Annotated in this window: 17 protein-coding genes; 10 read left to right on the forward strand and 7 right to left on the reverse strand. The window is 70.7% G+C overall.

Annotation, left to right across the window (positions count from 1 at the left end; all coding sequences use genetic code 11):
* Positions 1-65 precede the first annotated feature (65 nt).
* Entirely contained in the window at positions 66-287 is a 222-nt protein-coding gene (locus AB0G28_RS08545; protein WP_361084786.1) for a hypothetical protein, read from the reverse strand.
* Positions 288-649: 362 nt separating this feature from the next.
* Between AB0G28_RS08545 and AB0G28_RS08550 the strand changes: the two genes are divergently transcribed.
* Positions 650-1855, forward strand: a complete 1206-nt coding sequence (locus AB0G28_RS08550; RefSeq protein WP_361084789.1) for a phospholipase D-like domain-containing protein — start codon at positions 650-652, stop codon at positions 1853-1855.
* A 420-nt stretch (positions 1856-2275) separates the two neighbouring features.
* Here the strand turns inward: AB0G28_RS08550 and AB0G28_RS08555 are convergent, their stop codons facing one another.
* From AB0G28_RS08555 to AB0G28_RS08570, 4 genes are all read right to left on the reverse strand, one after another.
* Positions 2276-3055 (reverse strand): class I SAM-dependent methyltransferase, encoded by a 780-nt coding sequence (locus tag AB0G28_RS08555; RefSeq protein WP_361084792.1) that lies wholly within the window; start codon positions 3053-3055, stop codon positions 2276-2278.
* A complete protein-coding gene (locus AB0G28_RS08560; protein ID WP_361084794.1) occupies positions 3055-3663 on the reverse strand; it encodes an adenylyl-sulfate kinase in 609 nt (202 codons plus the stop codon). Before AB0G28_RS08560 ends, AB0G28_RS08555 begins: the two co-directional genes overlap by 1 nt.
* 172 nt (positions 3664-3835) lie before the next feature.
* The gene (locus tag AB0G28_RS08565) at positions 3836-5293 is read right to left on the reverse strand and encodes an MFS transporter (RefSeq protein WP_361084797.1); all 1458 of its coding nucleotides are present in this window, start codon (positions 5291-5293) and stop codon (positions 3836-3838) included.
* 34 nt (positions 5294-5327) lie between these two features.
* A complete protein-coding gene (locus tag AB0G28_RS08570; protein WP_361084800.1) occupies positions 5328-6095 on the reverse strand; it encodes a sulfotransferase domain-containing protein in 768 nt (255 codons plus the stop codon).
* 406 nt (positions 6096-6501) lie between these two features.
* Between AB0G28_RS08570 and AB0G28_RS08575 the strand changes: the two genes are divergently transcribed.
* Positions 6502-6864, forward strand: a complete 363-nt coding sequence (locus AB0G28_RS08575) for a DUF488 family protein (RefSeq protein ID WP_361084803.1) — start codon at positions 6502-6504, stop codon at positions 6862-6864.
* 86 nt (positions 6865-6950) lie between these two features.
* Here the strand turns inward: AB0G28_RS08575 and AB0G28_RS08580 are convergent, their stop codons facing one another.
* Positions 6951-9338 carry a glycoside hydrolase family 2 TIM barrel-domain containing protein gene (locus tag AB0G28_RS08580; RefSeq protein WP_361084806.1) on the reverse strand — a complete coding sequence of 796 codons (2388 nt, stop codon included), beginning with the start codon at positions 9336-9338 and terminating at the stop codon, positions 6951-6953.
* An 83-nt stretch (positions 9339-9421) separates the two neighbouring features.
* Positions 9422-10459 (reverse strand): LacI family DNA-binding transcriptional regulator, encoded by a 1038-nt coding sequence (locus AB0G28_RS08585; protein ID WP_361084809.1) that lies wholly within the window; start codon positions 10457-10459, stop codon positions 9422-9424.
* 151 nt (positions 10460-10610) lie between these two features.
* Here AB0G28_RS08585 and AB0G28_RS08590 point away from each other — a divergent pair, with 151 nt between their 5' ends.
* From AB0G28_RS08590 to AB0G28_RS08625, 8 genes are read left to right on the forward strand one after another with little or no spacing between them, the layout of a single operon-like run.
* Positions 10611-12128 carry a sugar ABC transporter ATP-binding protein gene (locus AB0G28_RS08590; RefSeq protein WP_361084812.1) on the forward strand — a complete coding sequence of 506 codons (1518 nt, stop codon included), beginning with the start codon at positions 10611-10613 and terminating at the stop codon, positions 12126-12128.
* Positions 12125-13165, forward strand: a complete 1041-nt coding sequence (locus AB0G28_RS08595) for an ABC transporter permease (protein WP_361084815.1) — start codon at positions 12125-12127, stop codon at positions 13163-13165. Before AB0G28_RS08590 ends, AB0G28_RS08595 begins: the two co-directional genes overlap by 4 nt.
* On the forward strand, positions 13158-14156 hold the full coding sequence (locus AB0G28_RS08600) for an ABC transporter permease (protein WP_361084818.1): 999 nt from the start codon (positions 13158-13160) through the stop codon (positions 14154-14156). The genes AB0G28_RS08595 and AB0G28_RS08600 overlap by 8 nt, the downstream gene beginning before the upstream one ends.
* A gap of 5 nt (positions 14157-14161) precedes the next feature.
* Positions 14162-15223, forward strand: coding sequence for a rhamnose ABC transporter substrate-binding protein (rhaS, locus tag AB0G28_RS08605; RefSeq protein ID WP_361084821.1), 1062 nt, complete (start codon positions 14162-14164; stop codon positions 15221-15223).
* Between the two features lie 56 nt (positions 15224-15279).
* On the forward strand, positions 15280-15624 hold the full coding sequence (locus AB0G28_RS08610; protein ID WP_361084824.1) for an L-rhamnose mutarotase: 345 nt from the start codon (positions 15280-15282) through the stop codon (positions 15622-15624).
* Positions 15621-16784 carry an L-rhamnose isomerase gene (rhaI, locus tag AB0G28_RS08615; protein WP_361084828.1) on the forward strand — a complete coding sequence of 388 codons (1164 nt, stop codon included), beginning with the start codon at positions 15621-15623 and terminating at the stop codon, positions 16782-16784. The genes AB0G28_RS08610 and rhaI overlap by 4 nt, the downstream gene beginning before the upstream one ends.
* 2 nt (positions 16785-16786) lie before the next feature.
* Positions 16787-18817 (forward strand): bifunctional aldolase/short-chain dehydrogenase, encoded by a 2031-nt coding sequence (locus AB0G28_RS08620; RefSeq protein ID WP_361084831.1) that lies wholly within the window; start codon positions 16787-16789, stop codon positions 18815-18817.
* Positions 18818-18827: 10 nt separating this feature from the next.
* Positions 18828-20246, forward strand: a complete 1419-nt coding sequence (locus AB0G28_RS08625) for an L-fucose/L-arabinose isomerase family protein (protein ID WP_361084834.1) — start codon at positions 18828-18830, stop codon at positions 20244-20246.
* The last annotated feature ends 3 nt before the right edge of the window (positions 20247-20249 follow it).

A 20249-nucleotide genomic window follows, 5' to 3' on the forward strand; every position in this document is an offset into this window, starting at 1 on the left:
GGGAGCCACGAAAAGCGTCCTCTGCGGCCAGGGCCGCAACAACCCGCCATGAGTCGGGTTCGGGATCAGGTCTGCTGCAGGGCGTTGAGCAGGATGAAGAGGAGCACGAGGGCGCCGGCGACCGCGAGGGCGGCCGAGACGGTGCTCTTGATCCATTCCCCGAAGCCCTTGGCGGTGCGGGAACGGTAGGCGGAATAGGTGGCGCGGGCCTCCTTCGCGGTGTGGACCCGGCCGCCGACGAGCATGCCGGCGCCCAGGGCGAGCAGAACGGCGATGAAAACGGACACGAGAGATCCCTTTCGGATCGGGAACGGTGGACGGTCTCCTTTTCTAGACCCGACGGACGGCGTGCGCCATGGCAAAGGGGAATCGGATTTCCGGGTCGGACGGCCCTGGTGGCCGCCGTGCCCGGCGTTCCTCGGAATCCCGCCGGGAGCATCCGACGGTATTCGTAGGATGCGTTGTTCCGCAACAGGATTTCCGGCGTCGCGCTTCCGGTGCGGGCGTCGGGAATTTCTCCCGCGATGTTTCTCAGCGTGACCGATCACTCGCGCTGTGCTGAAAGATCCACTGTGGAGGGTGACCTCCACTTTGTACGGATCTTGTACGGCGGGGTGCGAGCTTGGCGGCCGGAGACAGGGAGGAAGACATGGGCCCCAGGATCAAGGCGCTCACCGTGGCGGCCGGCGCGCTGCTCGCGCTGTCCGGTGGCGGGGTCGTGCACGCCGCGCCCGCGGCCGCCGCCGAGACCGGCATGGAAGCGATCTTCAACAACCCGCCGGAGAACGGCGACCGCGACCACTCGATCGAAACGCGGCTGGTCCAGCTGGCCAACGGCACCCCGGCCGGCGCGGAGATCTTCATCTCCCTCTACAGCTGGACCCGGCCCGCGCTCGCCGAAGCGATCAAGGCGGCGCAGGCCCGCGGCGTCAAGGTGCGGATCGCGCTCGACGGCGGAGCGGACGACGACCCGGCGAACACCGCGATGCCGATCCTCCAGTCCGCCGGGCTGACCCAGCTGGTGTTCTGCGGCACCGGCGGGGACAACACCGGCTGCATCGCCCACGACGGCAGCCCGCATTCGATCAACCACGACAAGCTGTGGATGTTCTCCGAAACCGAGGGCAAGAAGGACGTCGTCGTCATCGGTTCGTACAACCTGACCACCGTGCAGGGCAACATGTTCAACAATGCCCTGCTCACCTACGGCGACCCGGACCTGTACGGCTTCTACGCCGGGCACATGCAGAAGATGCTGGCGCAGAAGAAGGACAACAACTACTTCGCGAATGCCGGCTACCACAAGACGCTGACCAGCATGGTCACCAGCTACCTCTCGCCGCGCGCCGACTCGGACGGCGGCACGTCGGAGGAGTTCGCCACCGACACGTGGGCGCAGGTGCTGAAGTACATCACGAAGTACGAAGCCGGCTGCTCGCTCAACGTCGTGCAGGCCAACATCGCCGACTCGCGCACCCCGGTCGTCGACGAGCTGATCGGGATCGGGAAGCTGGGCTGCAAGGTCCGGATCGTCTACGACGACATGGGCACGGCGGCGCTCGCCGCCCTCAAGGGCAAGGCGAACGTGACGCTCAAGCGGTTCAGCACGACGGTGAACGACCGCGAGATCACCGTGCATTCGAAATACATGCTCTACACGGGCAACTACAGCGACAAAGCCGGCCGGGCCCTCGTCTTCACCGGCTCGCACAACGTCTCCGGCGCGGCCCTGCGTGACAACGACGAAATCCTGATCAAGGTGGAGAACGCGGCGATCAGCGCCGCCTACCAGGACAACTTCAGCACCATCCTGGCCCGCGCGAAGTGCTCGGCGCCGCCGACCGGTACCTGCTGACCACGTGGTTGTCGGGAGTGGTGAGGCGGTCTCGGCGCCGGGTCAGCGCGGTGACGCGGTGGGCATCGACGGTGCCCGGGTCGTACCCCGGGTCCTTCGGTGACCGGCGGGGGTCGCCCGCGCCGGAGCCGAGGACGCGGAACTCCACCCGGTCCGCTCGCGTGCATCGGGTCGTGGCCGGGCGTGCAAGCGCACTGCAAGCGAGGTGCAGGGCCGGTCGGCGATCCTGGCCGGGCCGGGGACACCCGACGATGTCCCCGGCCGGCTCGGCCGCCGGCGTGACCGGCGGTTCGGCTGTCGCTTTCGCCGGCGGCACGAGCTGGGGGTAGGGCCACCCCGGCGATCCCTCCGCGGTCGCCGGGGTGGCCCTTTGCCGGTTCCTGCCCGGGGCAGCTGCTGCCGGGTGCGGTCGCTGCCCGGTCATTCCCGCCGCGCGGCCCACATCGTCGTCAGGTACGTGGTGTCGACGTGGTCGTGCCCCGCCAGGAGCTCCCGCGTGCGGGCCATGAACTGGTCGAACAGGGCCGGCCCGAGCTGGACCTGCACGTCGTTGGCGGACCGCCAGATCCCCAGGTAGTGGTCGACACTCTGGCGCACGGTGTGCCGGCCTTCGATGTACACGACGTCGCCGAAGCCGGAGCGCGCGCTCAGCCGGTCGGTGAGGGTGGCGATCAGGCCGGACCGGGACGAGGTGATCCGGCTCAGGTCCGGCTTGAGGCGGGTGATCTCCGATTCGATCGCCACGAGGAGGGGGTTCGCCTCGATCCGGCGCGGGTTCCACAGCGCCGCGAACCAGCCGCCCGGGCGGAGCACCCGGTGGAACTCGTCGAGGCCGCGGTCGAAGTCCACCCAGTGGAAGGACGAGGCCATCGTCAGCACGTCGGCCGAGGCCGCCGGGAGACCGGTGGACTCGCCGCTGCCCTCCACCCATCTCACGGCCGCGCCCCGCGAATCCTCGATGCCGCGCTCCCGCATGGACGGGTTCGGTTCCACGGCCACCAAGGAGCGGGGGGAGGCTTCCGCGAGGATGCGGGTCCAGATGCCCGTCCCCGCTCCGACGTCCACCACGTCGAGCGTGTCCGGCGGCCGGCCGGTCAGGCCGAGCAGGGCGTCACGGGCCGTGGGGGCGTACCCCTCCCGGTACCGTGAGTAGTCTTCGGCGAGGCTGGAGAAATCCCCGTGCTTGAGTTCGGTGGTCATCACACTTTCTCCTTCTGGCGGCGGGCGAGACCGATTTTCGCGGGGGTGACGGCGGAAAACAGCTCGTCGGCCTTTTCCATGATGCGGTCGGCGGCGCGGTGGGGCGACACCCCGCCGTGGTTGTCCACGACGACGTCCGGGTGTTCCGGGAACTGGGCCGGCTGACCGAGCCCGACCACGCATTCCGGATCGCTGCCGCTGTACAGGCCTTTCTTGTCGCGCCGGTGCAGTTCGGGCATCGGGACGTCGAGCAGGACCTCGCAATAACGTGGTGCGTGTTCGCGGTTCCACCGCTGCACCGCGTGGAACAGGGAGATCGTCGCCACGATCACCAGGTGTCCCTGCCGGGCCAGCGCGCAGGCGAACTTGCCGTAGGTGAACGCCATCTTCAACCGGCTGCCGGGGTCGTACCCGCCGCGCCGGTCGAGGACCTCACGCATGACGTCGCCGTCGAGCAGGATGGGCGGCACTCCTCGTTCGCGCCAGCGCTCGGCGAGTATTTCCGCGACGGTCGTCTTCCCCGAACCGGCCAGCCCGGTCAGCCAGACGACCGCGCCCTCGGACGGCGCGGTGTGGTCGGTGAACAACGCATTTTCTTGTCTGTGCACCGTTCCCCCCATGGTGATTGATGTAAATCCACTCACGGTGATGTTAAATACGTCACTTCGCGCCCGTCGATAGGCTGAAAGTGTGATTTCCAATGAAATTGTTTCAATGAAAACGCGGCACGCTGAAATGGCCATTCGTCGAATGGTCTTACGATGGGATCCGGCAATCCCGTCAGTTTCGTGTTTCTGTTCGTTCCGGGTCCGCGGGGCGGGGTCCGGCTTTCTGGCGGTGCCGCCGGTGCCCGACGAGCACCGTCAGGACGCCGGCGACGAAGGCCGCCGCGGCGGCGACGGCGAAGGCCGTCTGGTATCCGGCGGCCAGTGCGCCGGCGGTGTCCGCGTCGGGGAGTGTTCTGGTGTAGCCGGTGGCCACCGTGGCCAGGATGGCGATGACGAGAGCGCCGGAGATGTGCGTGCTCGTCTCGAACAACCCGTACCCGACGCCTTTCTCGCCGGCCGGGACCTCGCTGCCGGCGGCGACGTTCAGCGTCACCGCCGCCCCGGCGATCCCGAAGCCGAGGAAGATCATCCCCGGCAGGAAATGCGCCACGTAGCCGCCGTCCGCCGGGGCGATGGCGAGCAGCAGGAGCCCACCCGCGCAGGTGACCTGCGAAACCACGGCCACGGCCGTCCAGTGCCAGCGCCTCAGCAGACGGGTGGTCATCGGGGACCCGATCGCCGACGCGACGCCCAAGGGGGCGAAAGCCAGTCCTGCCTGGAGCGCTGTGTAGCCCCGGGCCTGCTGGAAGAACAGCAGGCCGATGAACACCGTGCCGGTGTAGGCGAAAACCTGCCCCGGCATGCCGATGATCGCCGCGCGGAGAGTCCGGACGCGCAGCAGGGCCGGTCGCAGCAGCGGGCGGGACGTGCGGAATTCGCGGAGCACGAAACCCGCCAGGATCGCCGCGGAGAGCAGGAACGAACCCCACGTGATCGGCGACGACACCCCGGACCGTTCGATGCTCGAGATGGCGAAGACCAGCGCGGTCAGCCCGATGGTGGACAGCAGCGCCCCGCCGACGTCCAGTTTGGACGGCCGGTCGTGGTCGCGTCCGGCGTCGAGCACCTTCGGCGCGATGAGGATGGCCGCGATCGCGACCGGCGCGCTGAGGAAGAAGACGAAGCGCCAGCCCAGCGTTTGCGAAACCAGCCCGCCGATGACCGCCCCGCCGGCCGCGGCTCCGCTGCCGGCCACCGCGACCGCGGCGAAGATCCGGTTCCGCCGCTCGGTCGAGCGCATCGTGCTGATCAGCGCGTAGGAGTTCGGGATGGCCAGCGCCGCCCCCGCCCCCTGCAGCACCCGTGCGGCCAGCAGTGCCCACGCCGTCGGGGCGAGGCCGGCCAGCACCAGGCCGACGGAGAAGATCTCCAGGCCCGCGATCAGCGCTCGCCGCCGCCCGAAGCGGTCCCCGCACCGGCCACCCAGCAGGAGCAACCCGCCGAGGGGGAGCGAATAGGCGGTGGCCACCCATTGCAATCCCAGTGTGCTGAACCCGAGGCTGTGCTGGATCGACGGAAGCGCGACCGTGACGACCAGCCCGTCGAACACCATCAGGAAATTGGTGGCGGAGAGCACCGCGGCGGCGAGCGGCGATCGCGCGGCACTCAGCCGGGGGAGGAACCTGGGCAAATCCGTCACTCTCCTGCGGCCCGGGTCGGCCGGGTCAAAGATCATAACCGAAACTCTGCGCCAGCGCGGTGAAGTCGGAACCGGTGAAGAACGGTTCGAGCTCGGGCGTCATCCAGGACCGCCAGCCGTCGACCGCGCCGCTGCGCATTACGCGCGCGCTTCCGCCCGTGGCGGCGACGCTGTCTTCGTGGCGCCGCATGGCGGTGAACGAACTGCGCTCGGTCGCGCGTCCGAGCTGGCCGGTCGAGTAGCTCAGGCCCAGGGGCTCGAGCGCTTCCCGCATCGTCGTGACGGGTCTGCGCTTCAAATCCTCGAAGCGGAGGGTGGTGAAGTGGGCGCATCCCCGGCCGCGGCCGGCCCATTCGCGGTAGTACGACGTCCAGGCGGCAACGGGGGGCACACCGATGAAGAAGGGTTTCGCGAGGAATTCCTCGAAGGTGCCGGGCACCTGTTCCCAGGGAAGCCGGGCGAAGCCGCGGTGGTACTGGTACCACGAGTAAAGAGCGTCACGGGGATCCCGGACCAGCATCCACACGCCCCCGATCGCGTGGTTTTCGAACTCGCCGGCGGGAAGATGGGTTTTCATGAACCGGGGTGCCGTCGGCCGCTCGGGCGCTTCGGCAAAACGGCCGGCCCGGATGCGGCGCGTGATCTCGTCGGTCGGGGGCCGTGAGGAGCCGTCGGGACGCAGTGTCTCCTTGGTCAGGTCGACGTAGTGCAAGCCGAGTTCCAGGATGACGTTGCCGAGGAGACTGGAGCCTGCTCCGCCGATGCTCGGCATGACGATGTCGTCGTCGCGCATCAGCCGCATGTTCCGGTAGTGCTGCTCGAACCCCATCGAGCTGAAGTGGGCGGTTCTGCCCGCCGGACGAGTTCCTTGACTCATCGGTGAATCTCCCTCCCCTGGCGCCAGTGGCGCGCGAAGCAAGTCGTTTACCCTTCCCGTTGCGCGACTAACCCACCGAACGGGTGATTTCCGATGTTTCCGGAAGGGTGGCGGCGCCACCGGGACTGTTCGCGATTTCAGTTGTTCCGCGATGCGTGACATGCGTTTACCGCAGATCTTCACCGGTTCTTCGGCGCTGAAGAAACCCGGCCCGCGGGTGCGCCCCCGGGCCCCGGCGACGACCGGGGAGGTGACTCCGCGTGCCGGGCCGGCCCGGCGTTCCGGAGTGGCGGCGGCTCCGGATGCGTCGCAGAATGCGCGCATGCAGCCCACGGTCGTCCGGGTGGCGCGCCTGTCCGACCCACCGGGGCCCGCCGACGGCGTCCGCGTGCTCGTGGAACGGCTCTGGCCCCGCGGCACGGCCCGCACGGCGATCGTCCTCGACGGCTGGTACCGCGGGCTGGCGCCGTCCGACGAGCTGCGCACCTGGTACGGCCACGACCCGGACCGCTTCGCGGAGTTCGCCGAGCGGTACCGCGCGGAGCTGCGGGAACCGGACCGGGTGGCGGCACTGGCCCGGCTGCGGGAGCTGGCGGACGGCGGTCCGGTGACGTTGCTGACGGCGAGCGGGTCGCCGTCGATCAGCCAGGCGGCGGTGCTGGCCGAGGTGCTGGCGGGGGAGTGAGGCGGCTTTGAAGCCCCCTCATGGCGGTCAGCCTTGCTTCTTGGGGCGGGCGGCGCGGCCGCGGAGGTCCCGGTCGAGGAGCGTCGTCACAGCCGCGGCACGGTGTCCGGGCCCGCGGCCGTCGTGGTCACCGTCGCGGTGGCGGAGCCGAGCGTCTCGTGCCGAGCCGTCAAGGTCAGCACCCCGGGCGGCCCCGGCAACGGCCGCAGCCACACGGCGGCCGCGCCGCCGGTCGCGCCGAAGTCCAGCGTCTCGTCGCCCACCAGCTCGGCCTGGCCAGTCAGCGTCACCGTCACCCGGCCGGCCGTGCCCGCCCGCAGCGTCCCGAAACGGTCGGTCGCCGCGATCACCACCCGCGTCGCGTCGGTGCCGTCGGCGCGGAGCCGCGGGTCGTCGGCTACGCAACTGAGCACGTCGTGGCTCCGGTCGCCGCTGAACCGGCGGCTCACCGCCAGCCGGTCTCCGACATACCCGTCGATGCGCAGCTGTGGCCGGTGCCCGCGCGGGACCGTCAGATCGACCGCGAACGGCGGGTACCTCAGGTGCGGGAAGTCCGCGCGGCGGCTACGGGCCTCGCCCGCGGGGCGGTCGTCGAGGAACAGCAGCAGGCGGTCGCAGTTCGACCAGATCGTCGCGGCCCGTCCCGGACCCGTGGGCTGGGCCGTGAAGTCCCAGGCGAACCCCGGCTCGGCGACCGCCCGGACCCGCGGGTCGCCCTGCGAGGCGTAGAACGCCGCCGCCGGCTTGGGGATGCGGAAGAAGTCCGACACGCCCGCGAACTTCGACCCGCCGACCGACCGCTGCCAGCCCGACGGGTAGTCGAACGCGCACCACGCGAGCAGGCCGCAGTAGCGGTCGTCGGCGGCGGCCAGGTCGTGGGCCTTCGCGTGCAGCTCGGCCTGCAGGTGCTGGGTCGCCGGGGCATCGGTGCGGCGGTAGGCGCGGGCCCCGGCGAGCGTGCCGATCGACTCCGTCACCAGGTACGGCACCCCGGCCCGCGGCGGGCGCAGCTGGAACGGCGCGCCGCGGCGGGCGGTGTAGTCGTTGTAGGCCAGGACCTGCTCGTCCGTACCCGGCGGCAGGGCGAGCCGCGCGCCGGTCGTGGTGGCCAGCGCGCCGCTCGTCGGCCGCGACGGGTCCAGCTGCCGCGCCAGCCGCCCGGTGCGCAGGTACAGCTCGGTCGACCCGGCGGCCTCGTTGACCCGCGTCCCCCACACGACGATGCTCGGGTGGTTGCGGTCGCGGACGACCATCCCGGCGACGTCCTTCAGGTTCTGCCGCTGCCAGGCGTCGTCCCCGACGCGGCCCCAGCCCGGGATCTCCTCCCACACCAGCAGGCCCAGCTCGTCACAGGCGTCGAGGAACGCGCTCGACTGCGGGTAGTGCGAGCAGCGGACCATCGTGCAGTTCAGCTCGCGGCGCAGGATCTCCGCGTCGCGCCGCTGGACGCGGTCGGGCAGCGCGCCGCCCGCGAACGGGTACCACTGGTGGCGGTTGAGACCGAACAGCTTGAGCCGCCTGCCGTTGAGGAAGAAGCCGTCCGGGGTGAACCGCGCCTCGCGGAACCCGGTCCGCACCACCCGCCGGTCGAGCACCCGCGGGCCGGACCGGACGGAGACCTCGACGTCGCACAGCGCGGGATCCTCGACGTCCCACAGGCGGACCGCGCCGAGCCCGCCCACGTCGAACTCGACGGTCCTCGTGCCGACCGGCATCGGGGCGACGTCGGTGGTGCCCCGGGCCAGCTCCCGGCCGGCCTGGCGCACCGACGCCGTCACCCACAGCGGCTCGGCGAGCGCCACCGTGGTGTCGATCTCGCAGGTCACGTGCAGCGATGGGCTGGGGGAGAGGACGTCGCCGGGGCGGGCGAAGACGTCGGACAGCCGGGTGCGCGGCACGGTCCCGATCGTCGCCGGGCGGTAGATCCCGGCCGGCTGGTAGAAGTCGATCACCGACGGGCCCGCGGTGCGCGGCAGGTTGGGCGGGACGTCCAGCGCCCACCGCCCGTCGACCACCACGGCGAGCACGTTGTCGCCGGCCACGACCTCCGGCAGCTCGACCTCGAAGGGCAGGTAACCGCCTTCGTGCGTGACGACGAGCCGGCCGTTGAGGTACACCGCCGCGTTCGTCATGACGCCGTCGAAGCGGGCCCGGACGCGTTCCGCCGTCATCGCCGGCGTCACCGTGAAGTGCTTGCGGTAGAGCCATTGCTCCTGCCACGACGACGGCTGCCAGCCGGTCCACGACAACGGCGTCACGCAGTGGGGCAGCCGGACCGGGTCGAGATCGGTCTCGTCGAAGTCGGGGTCCGTGCCGCCGTCCCCGAACGGGCCGAACAACCAGAAATCGGTCAGCCGCACCGCTTCCGGACCGGCCGCGGCGAGCCCGGCGGACCCGGTGACAGCGGCGCCGAGTAGCGCGGCCCCGCCCGCGGCGAGGAACCTCCGCCGCGAAAGCCGCCATTGCCCGGCCATGACGACCTCCGTGTGTGTCCCGCCCAGATCATGCGTCTCCCCCTGTGAATCAGCTGTGGGGCGCCGCGGGTTACACGGGGACTTCAGCGCAGGGTCGAGGCGCGGACCACCAGCTCGGGGGTGAACACGACCTGCCGGTGCTCGTGCCCGGTTTCGGTGGTCTCCGCCAGCAGCAGCTCGGCGGCCGTGCGGCCCAGGCGGCGGCGCGGCTGGCGGACCGACGTCAGCGGGACCGCGGCCGCCGCGGCGAACTCGATGTCGTCGTAGCCCACGATCGCGAGGTCTTCCGGGACGCGCATGCGCAGGTTCGCGCAGCTCTGCAGCAGGCCGAGCGCGACCAGGTCGTTCGCGCAGAACGCGGCGGTCGGGCGGACCGCGGCGGGCAGCCCGGCCAGCCGCTCGCCGGCGCCGCGGCCGTCGGCCACGGTCAGCGCCGACGTCGTGAGGTCGACGAGGTGGTCCGGGCCCAGCCCGGCCTCGCTCAGCGCTCGCAGCGCGCCGAGCCGCCGGTCGCGGACCTGGCCCACCGAAGTGTGGTTGCCGATGAACGCGATCCGCTCGTGCCCCTGTTCCACCAGGTGCCGCACGGCGATCTCCCCGCCGTAGACGTCGTCGACCGCGACCGAGCAGTGCGTGGTGCCGCCGGGGGTCCGGTCGACGACGACCACCGGGGTGCCGCGGCGGGCGATCTCCCGCAGCAGCGGGGCGTCCGGGTCGACCGGCGTGATGAGGATGCCCTGGACCCGCTGCTGCTCGAGCCGGCCGAGGTAGGCCGCCTCCCGCGACGGCTGGTGCGCACTGTTGCAGAGGAACAGCGAAAGGTCGCCGGCGTCGGTGGCGTCCTCCATGCCGGCGGCGACGTCGGTGAAGAAGGGGTTGCTGCCGTCGAGCATCACGTAGGCCAGCACCCGGCTGCGCCCGGCCCGCAGCTGCCGCGCGGACTCGTTGCGCACGAACCGGAGTTCGGCCATCGCGGCCTCGACCCTCGCGCGCGTCGCCGGGCTGACCCGGTCGGGCCGGTTGAGCACGTTCGACACTGTGCCGAGGGAGACGCCGGCGGCCGCCGCGACTTCCTTCATGCCCGCCGCGCGCGGCTCGGCACCGGGCTCCCTGACCACCATCGAAACCCCCTCGTTGAAACGTAACATCACCGCGAACAACCTGGTGGAGATGCCATTTGGCCACGGCTTCACGGATTCATTGACTTCTTCTTCCGTCGCATAGTAGCTTCACCGCACCAGATTTGTGAAACCTTTCAATCCGGAGGTCGCGATGACGCGGCAGGACCCGGGCCCAGCCCCTCTGCTGGAGGTGCGCGGCGTGACGAAGTCGTTCGGCGCGGTCGCGGCCGTCGCCGGCGTGAGCTTCGGGCTGCACGCCGGGGAGGCGCACGCGCTGGTCGGGGAGAACGGCGCCGGCAAGTCCACGATCGTCAAGATGCTCGCCGGGGTGCACAAGCCCGACGACGGCACGTTGCTGCTGGACGGCGAGCCGGCCGAGTTCGGCTCCCCGGCCGACGCGAAGGCCGCCGGCATCGCGGTGATCTACCAGGAACCCACGCTGTTCCCCGACCTGAGCGTCGCGGAGAACATCGTGATGGGCCGCCACCCGCGCAAGACCCTCGGCCGGATCGACCGGGCGGCGATCCGCGCCGAGGCCGAGCGCCTCTTCGCCCGCCTCGGCGTCCGGATCGACCCGGCCCGGCCGGCGCGCGGGCTGTCCATCGCCGACCAGCAGATCGTCGAGATCGCCAAGGCGCTCAGCGCCGACGCCCGGGTGCTGGTGATGGACGAGCCGACCGCGGCGCTGACCCAGATCGAGGTCGAGCGGCTCTTCGCCGTCGCGAGGACGCTGCGCCAGGAAGGCGCGGCGATCATGTTCATCTCGCACCGGTTCGAGGAGATCACCGCGCTCTGCCAGCGCGTGACCATCATGCGCGACGGCAGGCACGTCTCGACCGACGCGCTCGACGACGTCACCGTCGACGAGATGGTGAAACGCATGGTCGGCCGTGACCTCGACGCGCTGTTCCCCAAGCAGGACGTCGAACCCGGCGCGACCGTGCTGGAGGTCGAGGGCCTCGCCCGGGAGGGCGTCTTCCGCGACATCTCCTTCTCGGTGCGCGCGGGCGAGATCGTCGCGTTCGCCGGGCTGGTCGGCTCGGGCCGCTCCGAAGTCGTCCAGGCCGTCTTCGGCGTCGACGAACGGGACGCCGGGGTCGTCCGCGTCAGCGGCAAGAAGCTCAAGCCGCACTCGTCGCGGGCCGCGATGGCCGCCGGGATGGCGCTGGTCCCCGAGGACCGGCGTCAGCAGGGCCTGATCATGGACCTGTCGATCGAACGCAACGTCACGCTGCCGCGGTCGCGCGCGCTCTCGAAGCTCGGCTTCCTGACCGGCGCGAGCGAGCGGCAGGAGGCCCGGCGCTGGACCGAGCGGCTGCGCACCAAGTACCGCCGCCTCGGCGACCCCGTCGGCACGCTTTCCGGTGGCAACCAGCAGAAGGTCGTGCTGGCCAAGTGGCTGGCGATGGCGCCGAAGGTGCTGATCGTGGACGAGCCGACGCGCGGCATCGACGTCGGCACGAAGGCCGAGGTGCACCGGCTGATGTCGTCGCTGGCCGCCGAAGGCGTCGCGATCGTGATGGTTTCGTCGGAACTGCCCGAAGTGCTCGGCATGGCCGACCGCGTGCTGGTGATGCGGGAGGGCCGGATCGTCGCCGAGCTCCCGCGCGCCGAGGCCACCGAGGACGCCGTCATGTTCGCCGCGATGGGCCAGGGAGCCGCCGCATGACCGCGACGAAGGAGGCGCCGGTGGCCAGGGAGACGACTGTCCACTCCGGACGCTCGTGGACCGCGAACGTGTTCAAGGCCCGCGAATCCGGCATCGTGCTCGCGCTGGCCGTCCTCGTCGCGTTCACCGCGACGCAGAACTCCCGGTTCCTGTCCGGGCAGAGCATCCGCGACATCCTGCTGGGCACGGCGATCCTCGCGGTGCTCGCCGTCGGGCAGGCGATCGTGATGATCACCCGCAACATCGACCTGTCGGTCGGCTCGGTGCTCGGCCTGTCGGCCTTCGCCGTCGGCACGCTGATGAAGGACAACCCGGGCCTGCCGGTGATCGTCGCCATCCTGGTGGGGCTCGGCGTCGGCGCGGTCTGCGGGCTGCTCAACGGCGCCCTGGTGCGGTTCGGCCAGGTGCCCGCGCTGGTCGTCACGCTCGGCACGCTCTACGCCTACCGCGGCGTCAGCTACTTCTGGGCCGGCGGCCAGCAGATCAACGCCGACAAGCTGCCCGCGTCGTTCCTCGACTTCGGCACCGCGTCGCTGCTCGGCGTGCCGTGGCTGGTGCTCATCGCGCTGCTGGTGCTGGTGCTCGCCGGGATCGTGCTGCGCAGCTACCCGGCCGGGCGCGAGCTGTACGCGATGGGGTCGAGCCCACAGGCGGCGCAGCTGGCCGGCATCCGGGTCGGCCGCAACACCAGCGCCGCGTTCCTGGTCAGCGGCGCGCTCGCCGGGCTCGCCGGTGTCCTGTTCGCCGCCCGGTTCGGCACCGTGGACGCGGCCGCCGGCACCGGCTACGAGCTCAACGTCGTCGCCGCGGCCGTCGTCGGCGGGGTCGCGGTGTTCGGCGGCAGCGGCTCGGTCTGGGGCGCGGGCCTCGGCGCGTTGCTGCTGACGGTCATCGGCAGCGCCCTGGCCGTGCTCGACATCAACCAGTTCTGGCAGCAGGCGATCGTCGGCGCGCTGATCCTGCTGGCGATCGGCGCGGACCGGCTCGTCGCGGTCCGGGTCGCGAAGGCACTGAAGAAGAGGGACGCCCATGTCTGACCGAGGGAACCGGCTCGGCCGGCTGCTCAGCTGGGACGCCGCGGTCGTGCTCGTGACGGTGATCGTGCTGATCGTCGCTTCGGGTGCCGTCGAGAACTTCGGCACCAGCCGGAACTTCACCTTCCTGCTGCTCGACCTGCTCCCGATCGCGCTGGTCGCGCTGCCGATGACGTTCATCATCGTCACCGGCGAGATCGACCTCTCGGTGGCGAGCACGCTCGGCCTGACGTCGGCGGTGATGGGCTCGCTGTGGGACGCGGGGATGACGATCGAGACGATCATCCCGCTCTGCATCGTGCTCGGCGCGGTCCTCGGCGCGCTGAACGGCTTCTTCGTCACCGTGCTGAAGCTGCCTTCGCTCGCCGTCACGATCGGCACCCTGGCCCTCTACCGCGGCCTGGCGTTCGTGGTGCTGGGTGACGGCGCGGTCGCCGACTTCCCGCGGGCCTACACCAGCTGGGTCACCGGCACGATCGGCGACGGCCCGATCCCGAACGTGCTGATCCCGCTGATCGTCGTCGCCCTGATCTTCGGCGTCGTGCTGCACGCGACCCCGATCGGCCGCGGCGTCTTCGCGGCCGGTGCCGGCGAACAGGCGGCCCGGTTCGCCGGCATCCGCACCGGGCGGCTCAAGTTCTGGCTGTACGTCGTGAGCGGCGCGGTCGCGGGTCTCGCCGGGGTCCTGTGGACGCTGCGGTACTCCAGCGCCCGCGCCGACAACGGGTTCGGTCTTGAACTGGCCGTCGTGGCCGCCGTGCTGCTCGGCGGCGTGTCCATCTTCGGCGGCAAGGGCACGCTCCCCGGCGTGCTCGCCGGGGTGGTCCTGCTGGCGTCGCTGCAGAACGCGCTGCGCCTGCAGGACGTGTCGAACGAAGCGCTCAACATCGTGACCGGCGTGCTCCTGATCGTGTCGGTCCTGCTCCCCAACATCGTGACTTCGGCCCGCACGGCAGTGCGACGCCGTCGGCAAGCGGTAACTCCGGAAAGGTGACGAAGATGTCCCGACGGTTCCTCACCGGCGCAGTGTCGGCCGGGCTGGTGCTGGTCCTGGCCGCGTGCAGCGGCACGACCAAGAACGACAACGCCGGCTCCGGCGCCCAGCAGTCCACCGCCGCGGCGAACCCGAACGCCGCGGCGAAGGAGGGCGTCAAGATGGCGTTCCTGCCCAAGCAGCTCAACAACCCCTACAGCGACATCGAGGTCAGCGGCGGCAAGGAGGCCCTGGGCGAGCTGAAGGGCGAGTACAAGCTGGTCGGGCCGAACGACGCCAGCGCGTCGTCGCAGGTCAGCTACATCAACACGCTGATCCAGCAGCAGCAGGACGTCATCGGCATCGCCGCGAACGACCCGAACGCGGTGTGCCCGTCGCTCAACCAGGCGCGCAGCGCCGGCATCAAGGTCGTCGCCTTCGACTCCGACGCCGCGAAGGACTGCCGCGACGTCTTCATCAACCAGGCCACCACGCAGGGCATCGGCGAGGCGCTGGCCAAGCAGGCCAAGGACCTCAGCGGCGGGTCCGGCGAGGTCGCCGTCCTGTCCGCGACGCCCAACGCCACCAACCAGAACGCGTGGATCGACGTGTTCAAGAAGGAACTGGCCAAGCCGGAGTACGCGAGCCTGAAGCTGGACAAGGTCGCCTACGGCAACGACGACGACCAGAAGTCGTTCCAGGAGGCCCAGGGCCTGCTGCAGTCGTTCCCGAACCTCAAGGTGATCGTCGCGCCGACCACGGTCGGCATCGCGGCCGCCGCGCGCTACGTCAGCTCGTCGAGCTACAAGGGCAAGGTCGCGGTGACCGGTCTCGGCACGCCGAACCAGATGCGCGCCTTCGTCAAGGACGGCACGGTGAAGCAGTTCGCGCTGTGGAACCCGGCCGACATCGGCTACCTCGCCGCCTACGCCGGCGTAGCGCTGAAGTCCGGTCAGATCACCGGCAAGACGGGCGAGAAGTTCAAGGCGGGCAAGCTCGGCGAGTACACGATCGGCGAGAACGGCGAGATCGTGCTCGGCCCGCCGACGACGTTCGACGCGAACAACATCGACAAGTTCAACTTCTGAAGTCTCCCGGCCGGGTCGCGACGGGTGGCCCGGCCGGGCTCCACCAAGGATGGACTGTGCCCCGATACTGCTTCTGCCTGCAGGTCAAGCCCGATCGGCTGGCCGAGTACGCCGAGCGCCACCGCGCCGTCTGGCCCGAAATGCAGCAGGCCCTGCGCGACACCGGCTGGCGCAACTACTCGCTCTTCCTGCGTGAGGACGGCCTCCTGATCGGTTACGTCGAAGCCGACGACCTCGCCGCCGCGCAGGCCGCGATGGCGAAGACCGAGGTCAACACCCGCTGGCAGGCGGAGATGGCGGAGTTCTTCACCGGCCTCGACGGCGGCCCGCCCGACGAAGGCTTCCAGCTCCTGGAAGAGGTCTTCCACCTCGACCCCACCCCTGTCGCGGAAGGACAGTGATCGCCGTGGATGTGAAAGCGGCTCTGCGGGCCCAGCGCATCGAGACGCCGTCGTGGGCGTACGCGAACTCGGGCACCCGGTTCAAGGTGTTCCCGCAACCGGGCGTGCCGCGCACCCCCGAGGAGAAGATCGCCGACGCCGCGATGGTGCACAAGCTCACCGGGGTCGCGCCGAGCGTGGCGCTGCACATCCCGTGGGACAAGGTCGACGACTACGCCGCCCTGACCGCGTACGCGCGAGACCTCGGAGTCGAGATCGGCGCCATCAACACCAACGTCTTCCAGGACGAGGACTACAAGCTCGGTTCGGTGACCAACCCCGACCCGGGCATCCGCCGCAAGGCGACCGACCACCTCCTCGAAGCGATCGACATCATGGACGCGACCGGCTCACGGGACCTGAAGCTGTGGTTCTCCGACGGGATCAACTACCCCGGCCAGGACGACATCCGGGACCGGCAGGACCGGCTGGCCGCCGCGTTGAAGGAGGCGTACGACCGGCTGGGCGGCCATCAGCGGATGTTGCTGGAGTACAAGCTGTTCGAGCCGGCGTTCTACGCGACCGACGTCCCGGATTGGGGCACGTCGTATGCCCACTGCCTGGAGCTGGGGGAGCGGGCGACCGTCTGCATCGACACCGGCCACCACGCGCCGGGGACGAACATCGAGTTCATCGTGGCGTTCCTGCTGCGGGCGGGGAAGCTGGGCGCGTTCGACTTCAACTCGCGGTTCTACGCCGACGACGACCTGATGGTCGGGGCGGCGGACCCGTTCCAGCTGTTCCGGATCATGTACGAGATCGTCCGCGCCGACGCCTTGGATCCTGCCTACGGTATTGCGTTCATGCTCGACCAGTGCCACAACATCGAGGCGAAGATCCCGGCGATCATCCGGTCGGTGATGAACGTCCAGGAAGCGACCGCGAAGGCGCTGCTGGTGGATCGCCCCGCGTTGCGGGCGGCCCAGCAGGCGGGTGACGTGCTCGGCGCGAACGCCGTGCTGATGGACGCCTACAACACCGACGTCCGGCCGCTGCTGGCCGAACTGCGTGAGGAAGCCGGGCTCGACCCGGACCCGATCGCCGCCTACCACCGCGGCGGGTACCAGGAGAAGATCGTGGCCGAGCGCGCCGGCGGCACGCAGGCCGGATGGGGAGCATGACGATGACCGTGCCGGAGCAGCTCATCGCGCGCAGCAACGCGCTCGGGGCCGACCCGCGCAACACCAACTACGCCGGCGGCAACACCTCCGCCAAGGGCGACGTCACCGACCCGGTCACCGGCGCGCCGACGGAGGTGCTGTGGGTCAAGGGCTCCGGCGGCGATCTCGGCACGCTGACCGAGGCCGGGCTGGCGGTCCTGCGGCTCGACCGGCTGCGTGCCCTGGTAAACGTGTACCCGGGCGTCGAGCGCGAGGACGAGATGGTCGCCGCGTTCGACTACTGCCTCCACGGCCGGGGCGGCGCCGCGCCCTCGATCGACACCGCGATGCACGGTCTCGTCGAGGCCCCGCACGTCGATCACCTGCACCCCGACTCCGGGATCGCCCTCGCGACGGCAGCGGATGGCCCGGCGCTGACCAAGGAGTGCTTCGGCGACCGCGTCGCGTGGGTCGACTGGCGGCGGCCCGGGTTCCAGCTGGGCCTCGACATCGCCGCGGTGAAGGCGGCGAACCCGCAGGCGATCGGCGTGATCCTCGGCGGGCACGGCATCACCGCGTGGGGCGCGACTTCCGAGGAGTGCCAGGCCAACTCCCTGGAGATCATCCGCACGGCCGAAGCGTTCCTGGCGTCCCGGGGTGCTGCGGAGCCGTTCGGGCCGGTCGTTCCCGGCTTCGAGGCCCTCCCGGAAGCCGAGCGGCACGCGCGGGCGGCGGCTTTGGCGCCGGTGATCCGCGGGCTCGCCTCGACCGACCAGCGGGTCGTCGGGCACTACACCGACAGCGACGTCGTGCTCGACTTCCTGGCTCGCGAGAAGCTCGCGCCGCTCGCCGCGCTGGGGACGTCGTGCCCCGACCACTTCCTGCGGACCAAGGTCCGCCCCCTGGTCGTGGACCTGCCCGCGACGGCTCCGGTCGACAGTATCCTCGAACGTCTGCAGGAATTGCATACCGAATACCGTGCGGAGTATGCCGCCTATTACGAACGGCATGCGAGCCCGGACTCGCCCGCGATGCGCGGTGCTGACCCGGCGATCGTGCTCGTCCCCGGCGTCGGCATGTTCTCGTTCGGCAAGGACAAGCAGACCGCGCGCGTGGCGGGCGAGTTCTACGTCAACGCCATCAACGTCATGCGCGGCGCCGAGGCCGTCTCGACCTACGCACCGATCCCCGAGAGCGAGAAGTTCAGGATCGAGTACTGGGCCCTCGAAGAGGCCAAGCTGCGGCGGATGCCGAAGCCCAAGCCCCTCGCCGGGCGGATCGCCCTGGTCACGGGCGCGGGTTCGGGCATCGGCAAGGCCATCGCCCGGCGGCTCGCCGCCGAGGGCGCGTGCGTCGCGATCGCCGACCTGAACGCCGACGCCGCCGCGGAGGTCGCTTCGGGCATCGGGAACGCGGACAAGGCCGTGGCCGTGACCGCCGACGTCACCGACGCCGGCGCCGTGCAGGCTGCGATCGACGCCACCGTGCTCGCCTTCGGCGGCATCGACCTGGTGGTCAACAACGCCGGGCTGTCCATCTCGAAGCCGCTGCTGGAGACCACCGAACGCGACTGGGACCTGCAGCACGACGTCATGGCCAAGGGGTCGTTCCTGGTCGCCCGCGCGGCGGCCAAGGCGATGATCGACCAGGGCATCGGCGGGGATATTGTCTACATTTCCTCGAAGAACTCGGTGTTCGCGGGCCCGAACAACGTCGCCTACGGCGCGGCGAAAGCCGACCAGGCCCACCAGGTCCGGCTGCTGGCGGCCGAACTCGGCGGGCACGGCATCCGGGTCAACGGCGTCAACCCCGACGGTGTCGTCCAGGGCTCCGGCATCTTCGCCGGCGGCTGGGGCGCTCAGCGCGCGGCCGTCTACGGCGTCGAGGAGGCGAAGCTCGGCGAGTTCTACGCCCAGCGCACCATCCTCAAGCGCGAAGTGCTGCCCGAGCACGTGGCCGCCGCGGTGTTCGCGCTGACCGGCGGCGAGCTGACCCACACCACCGGTCTGCACGTGCCGGTGGACGCCGGGGTCGCCGCCGCGTTCCTGCGCTGAAGGAGGACCGATGATCGACCGCATCACCCCGCGCCGCACCCGCGTCGGCCTGGTCTCCGGCGGGCTCGGTGCGTACTGGCCGCAGTTCCCGTCGCTGCTGCCCCAGTTGCGGGCCTCGGCCCGGCGCGTCACCGAGCGGTTGTCCACTATGGACTGCGAGGTCGTCGACGCCGGGTTCGTCTCGGACGCGGTCGAAGGCGCGGCCGCGGCCGAGAAGCTGCGGGTGGCCGGGTGCGACCTGATCATCGGCTTCCTCACCACGTACCTGACGTCCAGCATGCTGGCGCCGGTCGCGCAGCGCTCGGGCGCGCCGGTCCTGCTGCTCAACCTGCAGCCGACCGAGGTGATGGACCACGAGTCCTTCGACACCGGCGCCTGGCTGGCCTACTGCGGCGCGTGCCCGCTGCCCGAGATGGCCAACGCGTTCCGCCGTCTCGGCGTCGAGTTCCGCTCGGTGTCCGGCTACCTGGAGGACGAACGCGCCTGGACTCGGATCGAGCGCTGGATCAAGGCGGCCGGCGTCCGGGCGGCGCTGCGGCACGGCCGCCACGGCCTGCTCGGGCACCTCTACCCGGGCATGATGGACGTCTCCACCGACCCGACGCTGGTGTCGGCCCAGCTCGGCGGGCACGTCGAGATCCTGGAGGTCGACGACCTGCGGGTCCGCGTCGAGAAGGTCTCCGACGACGAGACCGCCGCCCGGGTGGCGCTGGCCCGTGAAGTGTTCACTGTGGACGAGTCCGTTGTGGACGAAGACTTCGCCTGGGGTGCCCGGGTCTCGGTCGCCCTCGACCGGCTCGTTGCGGATTTCTCGCTGGATTCCCTGGCCTACTACCATCGGGGTCTCGACGGCGAAACCCACGAACGCGTCGGCGCCGGGTTCATCCTCGGCGCATCGCTGCTCACTGCGCGCGGCATTCCCGCCGTCGGCGAGTACGAGCTGCGGACGTCGCTGGCCATGCTGGTCATGGACCGGCTCGGCGCGGGCGGCTCGTTCACCGAGCTGCAGGCGCTGAACTTCCGTGACGGCGTGGTGGAGATGGGCCACGACGGCCCGGCCCACCTCGGCATCAGCGCCCGCAAGCCGCTGCTGCGCGGCCTGGGCGTCTACCACGGCAAGCGCGGGTGGGGCGTGTCGGTCGAGTTCGACGTCAAGCACGGCCCGGTGACGCTGTGCGGGCTCGGCCAGCGCCGCGACGGGACGTTCACGCTCATCGCGTCCGAAGGCACCGTCGTGCCCGGGCCACTGCTGCGGATCGGCAACACGACGTCCCGCGTGGACTTCGGCTGCGACCCGGGGGAGTGGACGGACGCGTGGTCGGCGAGCGGCATCGCGCACCACTGGGCGCTGGGCACCGGGCACCGCGTCGCCGAGCTGACGGCCGTCGCGGACCTGCTCGGCCTCGAGCTGTCCGTGGTGAACCCGTGAAGC

This window comes from Amycolatopsis sp. NPDC021455 (genome assembly GCF_040640995.1).
GTDB lineage: Bacteria > Actinomycetota > Actinomycetes > Mycobacteriales > Pseudonocardiaceae > Amycolatopsis.